This is a genomic window from Bdellovibrio sp. SKB1291214 (genome assembly GCF_002209355.2).
Classification (GTDB): Bacteria; Bdellovibrionota; Bdellovibrionia; order Bdellovibrionales; family Bdellovibrionaceae; genus Bdellovibrio.
On record NZ_CP106855.1, the window covers coordinates 3,244,096 to 3,258,889 of the forward strand.

Sequence of the window (14,794 nt, forward strand, 5' to 3'; positions counted from 1 at the left end):
TTTTAGTTTTATTTCATGACGTTCACAAGTTGGTCGGCACAAAGTCCCCAGCCTTCATGGAAGCCCATTTCTTCATGCTTTTGCTTGTCTTCCGGGGTAGCGTGGCGGCCAATGGCTGTGAACTTTGTCTTGTTGCCATCGGGTTCCATCATGATGACGGCCGTAAAAGCTAAGCCAGCACCAGATTCAAATTTGGGAGCAGGACGAAATCCGGGGTGAAGGGCATCAGTCCAAACTAGTTTTTTTTGAGGTACAACCTCAAGTATGCATCCTAAATTTGGATATCTGTCGCCTTCCGGAGACTGCATAATGGTTCTAAAAATACCACCTGGTTGTAAATCAATTTCGGCTTCAGTAACTTTCCAGGGCTCTGGGCAGAACCATTTACAGATAAGATCAGGAGTCGTCCAGGCCGCCCAAACTTTATCAACGCTCACGTCCAACGTTTTTTCCAAGACAAGATCGAGATTTGGATCAATATTCATTTGCCCTCCGGCCATCGTCATCATTATTGATTATATGTTATCCAAGGTGGCGATGGGACGAAAGCAATATTTCTAAATGAGAAAATGGTTGGCCTCGCTAGACACGAGGCCAACCAAGAGAGGGATTAGGTGGTTTGGGTCTATTATGCGTTTATTGTACGTTCACATCTTTGATGTCGTCGGATTTTTTATTTCCTAACAAACGTTCAAAGATTCCTGTTTTGCCAGTTTGAATCTGGATTTGACGTGGTTTCGCCGCATCAAGCTTTGGAATGTAAAGCTCCAAGACACCATTTTCATATCGGGCTTCCACCTGTGACGTATTCACTGAACTTGGCAGAGTGAAACAACGTTTGAAGTAACCGTATCTTCTTTCGAAGAGTTGAAATTTCTGACTATCGGAAGAATTTGTTTCTCTTTTTCTTTCGCCAGAAACCGTCAGTACATTTTCGGTGATGTCGATTTTTACATCTTCTTTCTTCAAACCCGGAAGATCCATGCTCATGTAAAAATGGTTATCTGCTTCAACAATTTCACATGCAGGTGAAAAATCTCGCTCGTCGTAAACTTTCGCCAAGCGATCCATTTCAGCAAACATGCTGGAGACGTCCGAAGCAAGACTGCGAGTCGTCCAATATGGTGTGGTTAACATTCTCATTTCATACCTCCTTGTTGTGTTGTGTGTTGTTGAAAATTATTTGCAAGAAAATCCGCTGATTCGATCGAATCATGGTGAGCGGTTGTGTTCAGGAGCACGGCAAGAAGTGCAATAATTCCTAGGGATAGAATTAAATCCTGAAATAAAGTTCGCCAGTTCAAACTTGTCATAAGACCTCCTTTCAATATTTTCGATATCAATCTGGTGATTTCGAAAAACCTGTCAAGTTGGCCTTCATTAGTTTATTAAAAACAATGTCATTACAAATATTTATGAAGTTAAATCGGAGGCTGGAGTTTGATCCAGCCTAATCGTCGGAAAGCGCTTTTGGAGAGAATTTGGAGGACTTTAGGTTCTGATTAATTTTGATGTCAGAGAGGCTGATATCGGTGCCCCGTTTGTTTTGGACGTTTCTAATTTTGATAGTTCCCGCGCGAAACTTATTACCAGGAAGTTTTTTGTAGTCACCAAATTCGATCGTCTTAACTAACTTAGATTGTTTGTCGAAGCATTCAGATTTAATTGGCAGAAATTCCTTCGCCGAGACGTAGCTGACGATTTTAGAATAATTAGGAGAGCTCGCGGATACGTCACTTTCTACTAACAAATATTTGCCACCTTTAACTTCGACTTCTTTTTTTACTGTTGTGGACGCCGATGAGTCGCGGTTGAAGTCGAAATCTTCGGCACTGAGCTCTGAGCCTAAAATCCCACCTTTACTGCTTTCGCCAGTCAGACGACGAACCTGTTTCGATGAAGGAAGATAGATCCATTTTTCTTCTTTATCGTTTTTAAGTGTTGCAAGTAAGGCCGTACCTTTCAGATCGGCGGGTTTTAGCATTCGCACCATCATTGAGTGATCTTTTTTAGAAGGACTCATTCGCCAAATTTGCATCTGACGTTCTTTGGATGATCCATCGGCCTCTATGATCTTCATCTCGGCTACGAAGGTTTCATCCTTTGTACTGAAACGAGAACTCATCTCTTGTCCCAATTTTTCAGCAGTGGGAAGTCCTTGTGCCCACAGTTTCAAAGGTGCACTGATGATTACGAACGCTAGGATAATAGATGCCGCTGTTGCCATAACTTTCTCCTTCTTCCAACGTAAAGGGCCAAGCAGCCATGGGCAACTTTTCAACATCGTTGGTAAAAGAATCAAATCCCCTACCAGACCAGCCAACATCGACAAAAGCATATAGAAACCAAAAATTCGATTCATCGCAAAGTAGGAGGCCATGAACACAGAAAATCCTGCAAGCAATGTCAGACTTGAGATCAGGCAGGGATTGCCCTCAAGCCACAAAGCTTTTTCGATATCAAGTTTTCCGCTCTTCGTGTTCTTTTGCATAGCGCGCAGTCGTGCCAACAAATACACCGTGTTGTTAAACGCCAAGCCCAGTGCAATCGAAAAAATAATGGCAACACTTGGTTTAATGGGAGTCTCCGAAATTGCCAAGAATCCCAATAAAGCTGCAGGCGGGACTAAGTTTGGAATACAAGCGACAAGTGACCAGCGAAGTGATTTAAAAACAAATACCAAGACGACAACAATTGCCGCCATGGATTGCCAGAATCCAAAGATCAACTCGTGGGAAAGGTCATTGTTCAGTGCATGAATTGTCGAACCCATGCCAGTCACTTGAATTTTCATTTCTGGAAATGATTTTTCAGTCTTAGAACGAAGCTCTTGAACAAGCTCATGCAATTTATTTCCCGGTAAATCTTGCGTACGCACCGATAAGCGCGTTTTAGAGCTGTCGGCGTTCAGGAAATTTTTAAGAGGACTTTCATTCGAAAGAGAATACAGAAAGAATATCTCTGCCGTGGAGTTACGACTAGCGGGCAAGCGAGAATGATGAAAGCTTGCTGCCGCGACTAAATCAGGAAGGCTAACGACGCTTCCTACACCCTCAGTATTGCGAATATCACTGGAAAGTGCATCCAATCGTGCTATTAGTTTTGGGTCATTCCAGGCATCTTGGCCGCCGTCGATTTCGATATCTACTGGAATCATCCCGCCAAGCTCTTTGTCGATGGTTTCAGTGGATAAACGGACTTGATGATTTTGTGGAAGGTCATCAAATAGACGTGCTGACCAAGATAGGGAGTGGCCTTTGAATGCAAGCCCTAAAGATACAATGATGATGCCAATCGTCCAAATACCGCTGCGACGGAAAAGGTAAAGTCCCCAACGAGCTTTGGCCCAAGCCCACTCACGAGCTGTGGGTCCTTTAAGAAATAAGAGAAGCGGGAAAAGGAGAATCGTAGTCGTGATCCAGCCCATAACAATAGAAATGGCCGCTGTGACTCCGTATTCGCGAATCAACGGTACATTTGTTGTTAATAGACTTAAGAAGCCAATCATGGTTGTTGTGGATGCGATAAGATTTGGTTTAAAGATCGCGCGGAGCGTAGTCATGACGAGCTCTTCGTGAGACACTTCAGGCGAAGCTTTTTTTTCCTCGGCATAGCGAAGAAGCGTATGAATACACAACGATACCACGTCCACGGTCGTAAGGATTGGGATGGTCGTGGAAAGTATAGAAAACGGTAGGCCGACGAGTGCCATCACCGCAACCACTAAAATATTGGCGCAGATGATGACCACAAAAGATATCAACAGCGGAGAAAAATTTGAAAAGATCAAAGCAAGCACTATAAAGCACGCGACGAATCCCAGAATGACAAAGTTTCTAAGCTCAGTGCTTAATAGTTTTGCGACATCCGTTTGAACGGCTGGTGTCCCTCCTAATTGAACATTCGCAAATGGCAAAGAAGCTGAAGACGTAACCTGCAGATTTTCACGCAAGCTTGTTAGTTCATGAGTGTTCAGACGATTGATGCTGACGATGATCGATGCTGTTTTACCGTCTTTGGAAATCAATGTCGGAGCAATCAAAGGATTTGCCGAAGTTTCTGCGGCCCATCTTTCAATAGGAATACTCTTTAATAAGGGACCGACGCTTAAGCCCTCATCACTAGAAACAGCTCCTTGCACTGTTGCTAAGGATAAAGCCGTACGAACTCCTGGATAGTTCGCAACAAGCTCCGTCAATTGCTTTAAATCATCGATTTTGGATTGATTGAACCAATCACCGTTTCCTTCATTTACGCGGGCTGTGATTATAAATGGCTGAACCTCGGAAAGTTGAAAGGTCTGTCGACTTTTTTCATCCAACTTAAGAAGTGCATTATCTTTTGGCAGAAACTGCTTAAGACTGTACTGAGTTGTAAGCTTCGGAAGCGCCAGCAAACTGAATAGGGTTAAAGTAATCACGCCAATCAATGAGGTGATGGCAAGAGCTTTTCTGGAAATTTTTAAAGGCATTCGCAACATTCGCTGAGTCCTTATGATCAAGGGTTACGTCAGATAGGAAATTATCGGACATATTTTTTCACTCTAAAATGTGCTGGAATTCGTATAGTGACTGAACAGGTTGATAGTAAAACACGTGAAGTTCAGAATTCAGAACAAAAAGTAAAAAAGTTCATCGATGTTGGACCTTTTGACTGAATGAAAAATGAGAATACATCCGATAGAAAAAAGTTTCTTTAGATTTTACAAGAACCACCGTAACGTGAATCCATGACTATCAAGCAAATCACTAAATGTATTTTCGTATTTGCTGCTTTACTGACTTCACAGCAGGCTTACTCCTCTGCCACTGTTGAATCAGAGTTCGAGCTTGTTTTACCGAAGCAGTTTCAAAAAAATCTTATCGAGGAGAAGTGGAAAACTCTCATAAATAAAGAGTTTCAAGCAAATTGGCAATTTCCTGATCAAACAGTTTCCGCACAGAATGGCGTGCAGGTTGAGTTGAAAGGTGTGTCTCTTTCATTAAAGACTCAGTTACAAAAACCAGATTTGAGCACAGCTCAGACGCAGTTGATCCTTCAATCTAAAGATCTATCCGCGCAAATGACGATTGCTAGCATTTCAGTAGACCAATGGATTGAACAAACGGTGAATGGAATTACGGGCCGTTTTCATTTGCAGGCTTCATGTGCAAACGTCGTATTGAACATGAAAGCGGGCATGGGCGCCTTTTCCGTAGCGGTGTCACCGGAAGTTGCTTCTGCGGCCGCTGGCGGCGAGGTTGAAGACGTGAGCCTTTCCTGGCAACCAGACGCCTGGTCCGTACAAGCCTTTAATTGCATAGGAGCGGACGGATTTTCTGATATTGTGAACGAGCAAATTTCTCAGATTTCAATGGATTCAGCTGCTTTCGTAAATCCAAAGAAAGCTTTATTGATCTCATATTTGAATGAATATGTTGGAAAAATTAATTTTGATTTTTCCGCACCCAGAGAGCTTGTAAGCGGCAGATCAGACATCAAGGTGAGTATGATGGTTGATAGTTTTGATGATACGAACCCCGAACAGATGATTGCCAAGGGGCGTGTCATTATGACTTTCACCCGCTCCTCACAAACGGGATCTAAGTCATTAACTCTGTCGAAAGATGATCCCAAGTATTCGGCTTCCACCCAAGCTATGATCCGGTTACCAGGGGGACTTGCGAAAGAAATTATCACGCAGGCATATTCCGCCGATTCGTGGGTTCATCAGTTTTACTCGAATCAGATTTCGGGATTTTCGACGGTTATGAATTCCAGATTTGTTCAGTGGTTTGTTTGGCCGGAGCTTATGGACTATCCCAAATCCAGTAAGTTCTTGTTTAATGTTTATTCCAATAAGGATCCTAAAATTACGGGATCGGGCTTAAAGTACGGTGTTAGTTTCAAATTGTTATCACAGATGCAGGCTCCAAAGAATGGAAAGTATATTCCATTTATGAACTTTGTAGTTCCATTTAGCAGCAACGTCGCAGTGGGAATTGCAGACAGCAAAGCAAGCGTGAAATTTACGAACACTAGCTTGGATCTAAAGTATAGCTGGGACGCTTCATATGTTAAAAAGTATTCCCCGAAAACACGTTTTGCTGGCTCCACAATTGAAGATAAGATCTTAGGTGCAATTTCTGGAAAGACAATGAGCGTAGCCTTACCAGCGATTCCTTTGATGGATGGTGTGAATTTGAAAGTGAAGAAGGCGTCAACACTTTCCAACTCCGATCTTTTGTTGCAGCTGGCCCCTTAAAAGGACCGGCTGACAGCCAGCAAATAAGAATCGTTTTTTGAATATAGGCCCAGCGGATTTTCACTGCTACCCGCAATGAAGTCCGCTGTTAAGCTTACGTTCCAAGCATCGAATAATCTGCGACCCACCGTGATCTCTAGAAAGTGGCTGTAGTGGATTGTGTCATACAGGCCTAACACCGAAATATTCCAAACCTCCTTCCAGGTCAGGCGGCCTCCCGCCATCCAGGCCCTTCGAAATATCTCCGTAATTGAAATATTGGAATCATTTGATCTCTGGGAATCTAAGAATGAATACTGTAGAATCGCGATTAGCATAGCGTCGTTGAAGTTAAAAGTTTTCTCTAGCCCCAACACGTGTTCGTGAAGCCATCCCGGAAGATTATTGTAAGTTCCATAATCATCGGTGTAGCTTGTTGCATATTTGAACAGAAAGTCCCATTGACGGCTGACTAATGAAAAGCCGCCTTGTCGGATGCGGTGTTGTTTCATGTCCAGCCTAACATCACGGTCCACTTGAATGACTGTCTTAGGCGAAACCTGTACGATGGATCCAGTAACTTGGGGCTCTATAATCGGGTAATTTGCCGCGCCATCAAATCCAGAAATTGATAAATCAAAGATCGAAAAGGTCTTTTGCAACCGTAGCGCAAAATTGTTGTCGAGGGCATTGTCAAGTACCTGCGAGTTTCCCCAGTGATAGCGTAGGTTCGCCGGCAATAGCAGTACGATATTATTCCCAGGAACTTGGGGAACAAAAACTTCTCGGGGAAGCCAACGGCTGTTCTCTCCGGGCATGATCGCCTCGCGAGAATTTGGAATATACATGAAATCATAATCAAACCAGCCTACGGATTCTGAAATCAAGATGGACGGGGAGCCCAGTTTCTTAGAGCGTATTGGATCATAGATTTGCTTGCGATTTACGACGTCAATAGGGTTGTAACCATCAGTAACTCCCCAGGTAACAACGTTATAGCCCACAGAAATATTTAATACTTCTTTTTGGAATTTAAGATGGGCCTCGGAAGGTTCGAAAAATATTTGTTCATCACTGGACTTGTTATCTGGATTTGCCACGAATAAAGGTTTGAAATAAAAACGCCAATGTTCTCCAGATTTCCACTTAACTAAGGGATCTAGTTCTAGTTTTAATAGGTTATCGTTAGTGTCGTCTCCGTAGATTTCAGGAAAGTACTGATCGGTTAATTGGAGGTCTGCTCCAAAACTCCATTCAGATTCTGCATTGGCATATTGATACCAAATCATGGTAAAAATAAAGAGGACGAGGATCTTCATCGGAATAGTCTATTAGGGACGCACAGGAAAACAACGGAGACGGGAATTATGCAAAGCCAGTCACATAACTTTCAAACGGAAAATATTTTTGCAATAGAATCTGAAGCAGAGCTTGTTAAATGCTTTCGTTTGCGCGACCAAAAGAAATTAGTTCTTCCTGAGGGGTTAAAGTTTCCATTCAAGGTTCGGTCCTATTTCACGTGGAAGGAATCTTCGGGTGTGTACACTTATTTGGTTTTTAAAATGCCAAATTGGGACATGCCTAAGGGAGTCGCGTTTAAAAGAACCGCTTCAACGGGTGAGCCGATGGGTGGGTTGTGTAATTGGTGTCATTCCTATGGTACGTCAGAAGACATCGGTATGTTGTCTGTGGCTATGAGTGCGAATGTCAGCAGTTCCTATCTCATTTGCCAAGATCTGCGCTGTATCGAAAAGATTGAAGAGAATGCAATGCTTGCAGGGAAAAGCCCTGAAAAAAATATTGCCGATCTTTACTACAAGATGGCTAAGCTGTTTGAAAACATCAGTAATTTTAAGGCTGATTAATTAGCCTTACCCCATTGAGCCATCATCTCCATCACCAAGTTTAAGGATTTGCCTTTTGTCGTTAGCGAATACTCCACGCGCGGAGGAATTTGATCAAAGACACGGCGACTGATGATTTTGTCGTTTTCCAATTCCCGTAACTGTAAAGTTAAAACACGCGCTGAAGGATTACCACTTAGTCTTTGTAACTCATTAAAGCGTTTTGTTCCTGATAACAGGTTATAGATAATCATTGGTTTCCATTTTCCACCGATCACATTCATGATTCGAGTAATTGGACATGGAGGTACTTTGGTTTTTCCGGCGGACTTTGTAACCATTTGAATCTCCTAAGGTTATATGAAACCGCTACAGTAACAAAATAGTGCGTACTTACATAATGTAAGCACTGGGTTTAGTATAGCATAAGTTTATTAGGCAAACCTACTCTGAAGGGAGATATTTATGATCGCAGTAACGGGTGCTACAGGAAATTTAGGCAAATTGGCTATTGATGCTCTTTTAAAACAAGGTGTGAAACCTCAAGACATAGTGGCGGTTATCAGAAATAAAAACAAAGCTCAAGATCTTGTCTCAAAAGGAATCACAGTTCGCGAAGCTGATTACGGTAATTCTCAAGCTCTGGAAAAGGCCCTTCAGGGAGCAGACAAACTTTTGCTGATTTCAGGAAGTGAGGTTGGACAAAGAGTTTCTCAACACACCAATATCGTCAATGCAGCCCAAAAAGCGGGAGTTCAGTTTATCGCTTATACAAGCATTCTGAGAGCTAACGAAAGCAAAATGGAGCTGGCGAAAGAGCATTTTGCCACAGAAAAAATGATCGAGAATTCTGGAATCACTCACGCCTTTTTGCGCAACAGTTGGTATATCGAAAATTATACGGAACAATTTGGTAATACTTTAAAAAGCGGAGTTATTGGCGGCGCAGCTCGAGATGGTAAAATAAGTGCCGCAACCAGAGCTGACTACGCGGAGGCTGCAGCGAAAGTAATTTTAGGTGATACCTCCAAAGATGCTATTTATGAGTTAGGGGGAGCCGCCTTCACGTTAACGGAACTGGCAGCAGTTACTTCCAAAGTTAGTGGCAAAAATATTGAATACAAAGATATGCCGGCGGCAGAGTTTTCAAAACTTCTTACAGGCTTTGGATTACCGTCTGCTTTTGCAGAAATTTTGGCTGATTCCGATGTTGGAATCGCTCGCGGTGATTTATTTACCGACCGCGATGATCTTAAAAAACTCTTGGGCAGAAATCCCACATCCTTAGAGGAAGCGGTCAAGAAAGCCGTGCAACAGTACGCCTAATTATTTTTTTAGATTTAAGCGAACAGGGCAGTGGTCCGATCCCATCACGTCGGGACAGTGGGCTGCTGCCTTTAAGCGATCTGAAGCTTCTTTATTCACTAGGAAGTAGTCTAAGCGCCATCCAATGTTCTTTTCGCGAACACCCGGGCGATAACTCCACCAAGTATAATTATCAGGTCCTTGATCAAACTTTCTAAAAGCATCAACCCATTCTAGCTTGTCTAAGAACTTCGTCATCCAGGCGCGTTCCTCGGGAAGGAAGCCCGCATTTTTCATATTTGTTTTTGGATTTCGCAGATCGATTTCCTTGTGAGCGATATTAAAATCTCCACAAATCATCACCTCGCGGCCTTTTTTCCTTAAAGCTTCCAGTCTTTTTTCGGCGGCGGCACAAAACTCCAACTTAAATGGCAATCGGGTGTGCTCTCGCTGACTATTGGGGAAGTAGCTGTTAATCACAGTGATTGAACCAAAGTCAGCCTCAAGCCAGCGTCCTTCGCTGTCAAACTTGGGAATACCTAAGCCAATACGAACATCATCAGGTTCATTTTTAGAATAAACAGCTAAGCCAGAATAACCGGGTTTTTCCGCGAACGCCCATGAGGAATGATATTTGGCTGGGTGATAGAATGTTTCATCCTTTTTAATGGCCTCGTCGGAAATTTTGATTTCTTGAAGGCATACCACGTCTGCCTTTTCTTTCTCGAACCATTCGCGGAAATTTTTTTTGTGTACTGATCGCAAACCGTTCACGTTCCAGGAAATCAATTTCATTTCAGACCTCATTAAGGATAGAGTATAGCAAATATTCTGGAGAATTTAAATGCTACTTCAAATCATAATAGCACTCTCAATCGGGGTTGTTGCCGGAGCTCTCGATATAATCCCTATGCTTAAGGATCTTAAAACGAAACCTGCTATATATAAATTCTCCATAATCGCAGTATTTACCCAATGGGTCTTACTTGGATTGGTGATTCCTTTTATCTCTTGGGACATACCGACATGGTCTAAAGGCTTCATCGTGGGCTTATTAGGTATGTTGCCCACGATGATCCTTGCATATGGCAGAGTTCAAAATCTTGCGATCGCCCTCCGCATACTTGTGCATGGAGGTATTTTGGGTGCATTAGTGGCTGTGGCTAGCGAGGTAATCTTCAAGTTTATCAAATGACCCTGTCCAACCCATTGTCATGCCTGCTCTGCCTTGGATGAATGTTTCCAATTCTTCCTGAGTATAGCTGCCGACAATTTCCCAGGTGATTGTCACGCGGGTTTGGTTGGTGTCTTCTTCAGCAAATTGTACTGTTGTTTGCACCACCGCCGGCCAAGTTGGCGCCATGGGATGGCGAGTTTGATTTTCCTTGTCGTCAGTGAACTCTTGAGTATAAACGAGCTTAGTTACGGGAGTGATCTCAGAGTATTTCGCACGACCGTACATTTTAAGTCCGTTCTCATTTTCCATAGAATAAAACGTCGTACTGCCAGCTTTGATATCAGATCTGATGAACTTCATAGTAAAGCCCGTTGGTGCTAACCATTTCGCAAGGTGATCTGGATGAGTCCACACCTCGAACATGGTTTTGATTGGAGCCTCGAAAGTTCTGTTGATAACAAATTTCTCTTTGCCAGTTTGTTCTTTATCCAAAAATTCTGCCAAGCGATCCCACGTAGAATTTCCGCTTGCTTGCTTGATGAATTTTTTCGTTTGTTCAGCGGCTTCGGCAGTTTCCAAAGCCATGATCATGTGCATTTTCGTCTTTCCACCCTTGACCTCTTCAAATGTCACAGTGACGCGGAAAAGGGGTGGGCGATCCTCACCACCGCCATGATCGTAAACCAGTCGGGAGTACTTTTCGACTTCGTGATAGATGGTTTTATTTTCCCATGTTTGTCCGTTAGGGCCATACATCGTATAGGACCAATGACCACCGACTCGAAGGTCTTTGCTGTGAGTTTTAATCGAGTGACCACGAGGTCCCCACCAAAGAGCGGCCTGGTTTGGATCTGTCCAAGCATCCCAGACAAGTTTCACGGGAGCATCATAGATACGAGTTAGGTGAATTTCATTAGCTTTATTTTTTGCGCCCATTTTTCTTTCCCTTCGCTTTTTGTTTTTCTTTCGCGGTAACGGTTTTTAAGTAGGCATCGAGACGATCAAAACTATCCTCCCAGTGCTTGCGAATTTCTTCCATCCACTCGGAAACGTTATCCAGGCCATCTGCTTTTATTTTGCAGGGTCTAAACTGTGCATCTTTTGTTTTAGTGATCAACCCAGCTTTTTCTAAGACCTTCAGATGTTTTGTTACCGCGGGAAGACTCATTTCCTTAAGAAACGGTTTTGCCAAATCTGAAACGCTAGCCTCACCTAAAGAAAGCTGCGCCAGCATGGCACGTCTTGTGGGATCTGCAAGAGCTTGAAAGGTCTGACTTAACTGATCCATATTTTACCTATAGGTTAATTAACTAATAAGTTAAATATAAACTGTTGTGTGGGTTTTGTCAAAATGTATGAATTGCCAGGTGAATTCAACAGCTTAAGATATGAGCTTCGATTTTTTCAGTTGCTCTGAATGAAACAAGGTTTATTGTTTATGCATGCTAACGAGGTGGGTATGAAGGTCGCATTTTTTAGTGCACAAAGGTACGAAGAGGAAATTTTTCGTTCGGTGCAACAACAATCTCAAGTAGAGTTCGACTTTATTGAAGCACGGCTCACTGAAAAAACTGTGCAGCTTGCAAAGGGTTATAGGGCAATTTGCGTCTTTGTGAATGATATCCTGAATGAAAAGGTTTTGACCGAGCTTCACGCGACAGGGGTTCGATTCATCGCGCTTCGTTGCGCCGGATTTAACAATGTGCATTTACCTACCGCTAAAAAACTCGATCTTCGCATCGTGCGTGTTCCTGAATACTCTCCCTATGCTGTTGCCGAACATGCTGTGGCTTTACTTTTAACTCTGAACAGAAAAACTCATAGGGCCTTCGGACGTATCCGCGATCTTAATTTCTCATTAGAAGGATTAGTGGGTTTCGATCTGTATCAGAAAACTGTGGGTGTAATTGGGACTGGAAAGATTGGCCGAGTCTTTGTAAACATCATGAAAGGCTTTGGTTGTAAAATTCTTGTCTATGATATTAAGACAGATGCAGAAATAGAAAAAGTCGCAACCTACGTATCTTTGGATGATTTGTTAAAACAGTCAGATGTGATTTCTTTGCATTGTCCTTTGAATGATAATACTCGCCACATGCTGGATACTCAGGCGTTTTATAGTATGAAAAAGAACGCTATCGTTATTAACACCGGCCGCGGAGCTTTAATTAATACACGCGCTTTGATTGAGGCTCTTAAAGCACATAAAATCGCGGGTGCTTGTCTTGATGTGTATGAAGAGGAAGAAGGTATCTTCTTTACGGATCAATCTAACGAAGGCATCACTGATGACATCCTGGCGCGCTTAACGACATTTCCGAATGTGATCCTGACTTCTCATCAAGCTTTCCTTACCCAAGAGGCACTTCAAAACATTGCCGATGTGACTACAGCCAACCTTGTTTGTTTGCTGGAAACCGATCATTGTGAGAACGAAGTGTGAAGATTAATTAAGCATCTTAATGAGAATAACTCTGTTGTTTTTGCGATGAAGATTCACGTTGATCCGAGTCTTCTTAATTACAATTGATTTGGACACTTCACCGTTTCAAAAACGAGTCAGTTTTGATAATTGCGCGGTTAAGTTTTTGTTAAAGCCCCCCGAGAAGTTAGGTATCCACGATAGAAAGTGGTGAAGGTTGTTGGTGTTTCAAGTTCGACCCTTCTTCAGTTGTAGAGCGTTTTTAAAAAGCGAGAAGAACATATGAACTTCAATATGAGCCTTAAAGCCAAGCTATTTGCCCTTTGTATATTTATGGCCACTATTCCGGTGATTGTGGGTGGAGTAGCCTTTTGGGGTATCCACGGCATCGGCAAATCCTATGAAAAGGTAACTGATGATGTTCTTGAAAACATCGAAGTCGCTGATGAAATGTATCTGCACTTTCGCGCGATTCGCATCAGTCTTAGATCTCTAGGTCTTCCTGGTATGTCACATGAACAAGGTCTTCAATATGTTAAGGAAGTCCAAGACAGTATTGCGGCATATGAGAAAGCCGACAAAAAATATACAAGCTCTGGATTTCTTCCAGGTGAAAAAGCCCCTTACGATAAGGTCAATGAAACATGGGTTTCATTTAAAGCGCTCGGTGATAACGCATTGAAACTATATCTTTCAGGTACTGAAGAGGATAAGAAAAAACTGATCGATATCTTCTTGGTGGACTGTCCGAGATATGCGAAAGCCTACGACGAATCCATTGCAAAACTGGTCGCATTCCACCACAAGAACGGTGAGGTTTGGGTGGAGGAAGCTCACGCAACTAGCGCCGAGACCAATATGATCGCTATTATTACTAATATAGTAGGCGTTCTGTTTGGCTTGGGTTGCGGTGCCTGGGTTGCGATTTCATTATCCCGCTCAATTGCCAGTGTCTCTGACGAAATTGCTTTGGGCGCAGATCAGGTAAGTCACGCGGCCCAACAGATTACTGAATCGTCTTCTGCCTTGTCACAAGCTTCCTCTCAGCAGGCAGCGTCGCTTGAAGAAACAGTGGCGACTCTTGAAGAGTTAACGGCGATGGTTAAAGTGAACTCTGATAACGCCAAACAAGCTGCAAACCTTGCAACAGCGACTCGTGAAAGTGCAGTTAAAGGTGAAAAAGATATTCATGAGCTTATTAAAGCCATCCAGGCCATTGCAGTCGATTCTAAAAAAATTGCCGATATCACGTCAGTTATTGATGATATCGCCTTTCAGACGAATCTTCTGGCTTTGAATGCGGCAGTTGAAGCGGCTCGCGCTGGAGAGCAAGGAAGAGGTTTTGCGGTGGTTGCAGATGCGGTTAGAACTTTGGCTCAAAGAAGTGCTGAGTCCGCTAAAAATATCGCAAACCTGATCAACGAGAGCGTTGAAAGAATCGAAGAAGGCAGCGAGAAAGCCGAACAAAGTGGTGTGGTTTTCGCTGAGATCGTTAGCTCTATCAAAAAAGTTGCTGATCTAAGTTCTGAAATTTCGACTGCAAGCGAAGAACAAGCAAATGGCATCGTACAAATGGGTCAAGCAATGAATGACTTGGATCAAGTGACTCAGGAAAATGCCGCAGCCTCAGAAGAAGCAGCCACTTTCGCCGAAAAACTGTCACAGCAATCTATTGGACTTCGCACCAATGTGAAAGACTTGAACAATATTGTTGCGGGTTCTTCCGATGCGTCGCTTTCGGCTCAAGAGAAGGCTGAAGAAGATCTTCCGTTAAGAACTGTTCGTTTTGCTTCATAACCTGGTGCTTTCTTGGCGAACTGGTG

General features: G+C 43.0%; 13 protein-coding genes. 5 read left to right on the plus strand and 8 right to left on the minus strand.

The annotated features are described in order from the left end of the window. Positions 1-8: 8 nt before the first annotated feature. The 3 genes from B9G69_RS15965 to B9G69_RS15975 all read right to left on the minus strand — a co-directional run bounded on the left by B9G69_RS15965 (position 9) and on the right by B9G69_RS15975 (position 4,471). Positions 9-485 carry an SRPBCC family protein gene (locus B9G69_RS15965; protein WP_088615803.1) on the minus strand — a complete coding sequence of 159 codons (477 nt, stop codon included), beginning with the start codon at positions 483-485 and terminating at the stop codon, positions 9-11. Positions 486-636: 151 nt separating this feature from the next. Beyond that, positions 637-1,143 (minus strand): Hsp20/alpha crystallin family protein, encoded by a 507-nt coding sequence (locus tag B9G69_RS15970; RefSeq protein ID WP_088615802.1) that lies wholly within the window; start codon positions 1,141-1,143, stop codon positions 637-639. A gap of 307 nt (positions 1,144-1,450) precedes the next feature. After that, positions 1,451-4,471 carry an outer membrane lipoprotein-sorting protein gene (locus tag B9G69_RS15975; RefSeq protein ID WP_088617203.1) on the minus strand — a complete coding sequence of 1,007 codons (3,021 nt, stop codon included), beginning with the start codon at positions 4,469-4,471 and terminating at the stop codon, positions 1,451-1,453. 258 nt (positions 4,472-4,729) lie between these two features. Here B9G69_RS15975 and B9G69_RS15980 point away from each other — a divergent pair, with 258 nt between their 5' ends. Continuing rightward, a complete protein-coding gene (locus B9G69_RS15980; RefSeq protein WP_088615801.1) occupies positions 4,730-6,244 on the plus strand; it encodes a hypothetical protein in 1,515 nt (504 codons plus the stop codon). Here the strand turns inward: B9G69_RS15980 and B9G69_RS15985 are convergent. Next, complete coding sequence (locus B9G69_RS15985) at positions 6,241-7,512, minus strand: hypothetical protein (protein ID WP_254916908.1); 1,272 nt, start codon at positions 7,510-7,512, stop codon at positions 6,241-6,243. The genes B9G69_RS15980 and B9G69_RS15985 overlap by 4 nt on opposite strands. A 78-nt stretch (positions 7,513-7,590) precedes the next feature. Here B9G69_RS15985 and B9G69_RS15990 point away from each other — a divergent pair, with 78 nt between their 5' ends. Further along, positions 7,591-8,088, plus strand: coding sequence for an FBP domain-containing protein (locus tag B9G69_RS15990; protein WP_265437836.1), 498 nt, complete (start codon positions 7,591-7,593; stop codon positions 8,086-8,088). Here B9G69_RS15990 and B9G69_RS15995 read toward each other — a convergent pair. After that, positions 8,085-8,408 (minus strand): winged helix-turn-helix transcriptional regulator, encoded by a 324-nt coding sequence (locus B9G69_RS15995; protein WP_088617369.1) that lies wholly within the window; start codon positions 8,406-8,408, stop codon positions 8,085-8,087. The two genes, B9G69_RS15990 and B9G69_RS15995, sit on opposite strands and share 4 nt — an antisense overlap. 124 nt (positions 8,409-8,532) lie before the next feature. On the opposite strand from B9G69_RS15995, the gene B9G69_RS16000 reads away from it, so the two are divergent. Beyond that, positions 8,533-9,393: an SDR family oxidoreductase gene (locus B9G69_RS16000; protein ID WP_088617368.1), complete on the plus strand. Its 861-nt coding sequence runs from the start codon at positions 8,533-8,535 to the stop codon at positions 9,391-9,393. Here B9G69_RS16000 and B9G69_RS16005 read toward each other — a convergent pair whose 3' ends face one another. The 3 genes from B9G69_RS16005 to B9G69_RS16015 all read right to left on the minus strand — a co-directional run bounded on the left by B9G69_RS16005 (position 9,394) and on the right by B9G69_RS16015 (position 11,837). Continuing rightward, the gene (locus tag B9G69_RS16005) at positions 9,394-10,167 is read right to left on the minus strand and encodes an exodeoxyribonuclease III (protein WP_088617367.1); all 774 of its coding nucleotides are present in this window, start codon (positions 10,165-10,167) and stop codon (positions 9,394-9,396) included. A gap of 355 nt (positions 10,168-10,522) precedes the next feature. Continuing rightward, on the minus strand, positions 10,523-11,485 hold the full coding sequence (locus tag B9G69_RS16010; RefSeq protein WP_088617365.1) for an SRPBCC family protein: 963 nt from the start codon (positions 11,483-11,485) through the stop codon (positions 10,523-10,525). Further along, complete coding sequence (locus tag B9G69_RS16015; RefSeq protein WP_088617364.1) at positions 11,469-11,837, minus strand: ArsR/SmtB family transcription factor; 369 nt, start codon at positions 11,835-11,837, stop codon at positions 11,469-11,471. Before B9G69_RS16015 ends, B9G69_RS16010 begins: the two co-directional genes overlap by 17 nt. Positions 11,838-12,008: 171 nt before the next feature. Here B9G69_RS16015 and B9G69_RS16020 point away from each other — a divergent pair, with 171 nt between their 5' ends. Then, positions 12,009-12,992 carry a 2-hydroxyacid dehydrogenase gene (locus B9G69_RS16020; protein WP_088617372.1) on the plus strand — a complete coding sequence of 328 codons (984 nt, stop codon included), beginning with the start codon at positions 12,009-12,011 and terminating at the stop codon, positions 12,990-12,992. A 261-nt stretch (positions 12,993-13,253) separates the two neighbouring features. Continuing rightward, complete coding sequence (locus B9G69_RS16025) at positions 13,254-14,768, plus strand: methyl-accepting chemotaxis protein (RefSeq protein ID WP_088617363.1); 1,515 nt, start codon at positions 13,254-13,256, stop codon at positions 14,766-14,768. Positions 14,769-14,794: the final 26 nt, after the last annotated feature.

Excerpts from the sequence above, each read along its gene's own strand:
- B9G69_RS15965 (WP_088615803.1), bottom strand. The coding sequence starts at position 485 with ATGAATATTGATCCAAATCTCGATCTTGTCTTGGAAAAAACGTTGGAC.
- B9G69_RS15970 (WP_088615802.1), bottom strand. The coding sequence starts at position 1,143 with ATGAGAATGTTAACCACACCATATTGGACGACTCGCAGTCTTGCTTCG.
- B9G69_RS15975 (WP_088617203.1), bottom strand. The coding sequence starts at position 4,471 with ATGCCTTTAAAAATTTCCAGAAAAGCTCTTGCCATCACCTCATTGATT.
- B9G69_RS15980 (WP_088615801.1), top strand. The coding sequence starts at position 4,730 with ATGACTATCAAGCAAATCACTAAATGTATTTTCGTATTTGCTGCTTTA.
- B9G69_RS15985 (WP_254916908.1), bottom strand. The coding sequence starts at position 7,512 with ATGATTTGGTATCAATATGCCAATGCAGAATCTGAATGGAGTTTTGGA.
- B9G69_RS15990 (WP_265437836.1), top strand. The coding sequence starts at position 7,591 with ATGCAAAGCCAGTCACATAACTTTCAAACGGAAAATATTTTTGCAATA.
- B9G69_RS15995 (WP_088617369.1), bottom strand. The coding sequence starts at position 8,408 with ATGGTTACAAAGTCCGCCGGAAAAACCAAAGTACCTCCATGTCCAATT.
- B9G69_RS16000 (WP_088617368.1), top strand. The coding sequence starts at position 8,533 with ATGATCGCAGTAACGGGTGCTACAGGAAATTTAGGCAAATTGGCTATT.
- B9G69_RS16005 (WP_088617367.1), bottom strand. The coding sequence starts at position 10,167 with ATGAAATTGATTTCCTGGAACGTGAACGGTTTGCGATCAGTACACAAA.
- B9G69_RS16010 (WP_088617365.1), bottom strand. The coding sequence starts at position 11,485 with ATGGGCGCAAAAAATAAAGCTAATGAAATTCACCTAACTCGTATCTAT.
- B9G69_RS16015 (WP_088617364.1), bottom strand. The coding sequence starts at position 11,837 with ATGGATCAGTTAAGTCAGACCTTTCAAGCTCTTGCAGATCCCACAAGA.
- B9G69_RS16020 (WP_088617372.1), top strand. The coding sequence starts at position 12,009 with ATGAAGGTCGCATTTTTTAGTGCACAAAGGTACGAAGAGGAAATTTTT.
- B9G69_RS16025 (WP_088617363.1), top strand. The coding sequence starts at position 13,254 with ATGAACTTCAATATGAGCCTTAAAGCCAAGCTATTTGCCCTTTGTATA.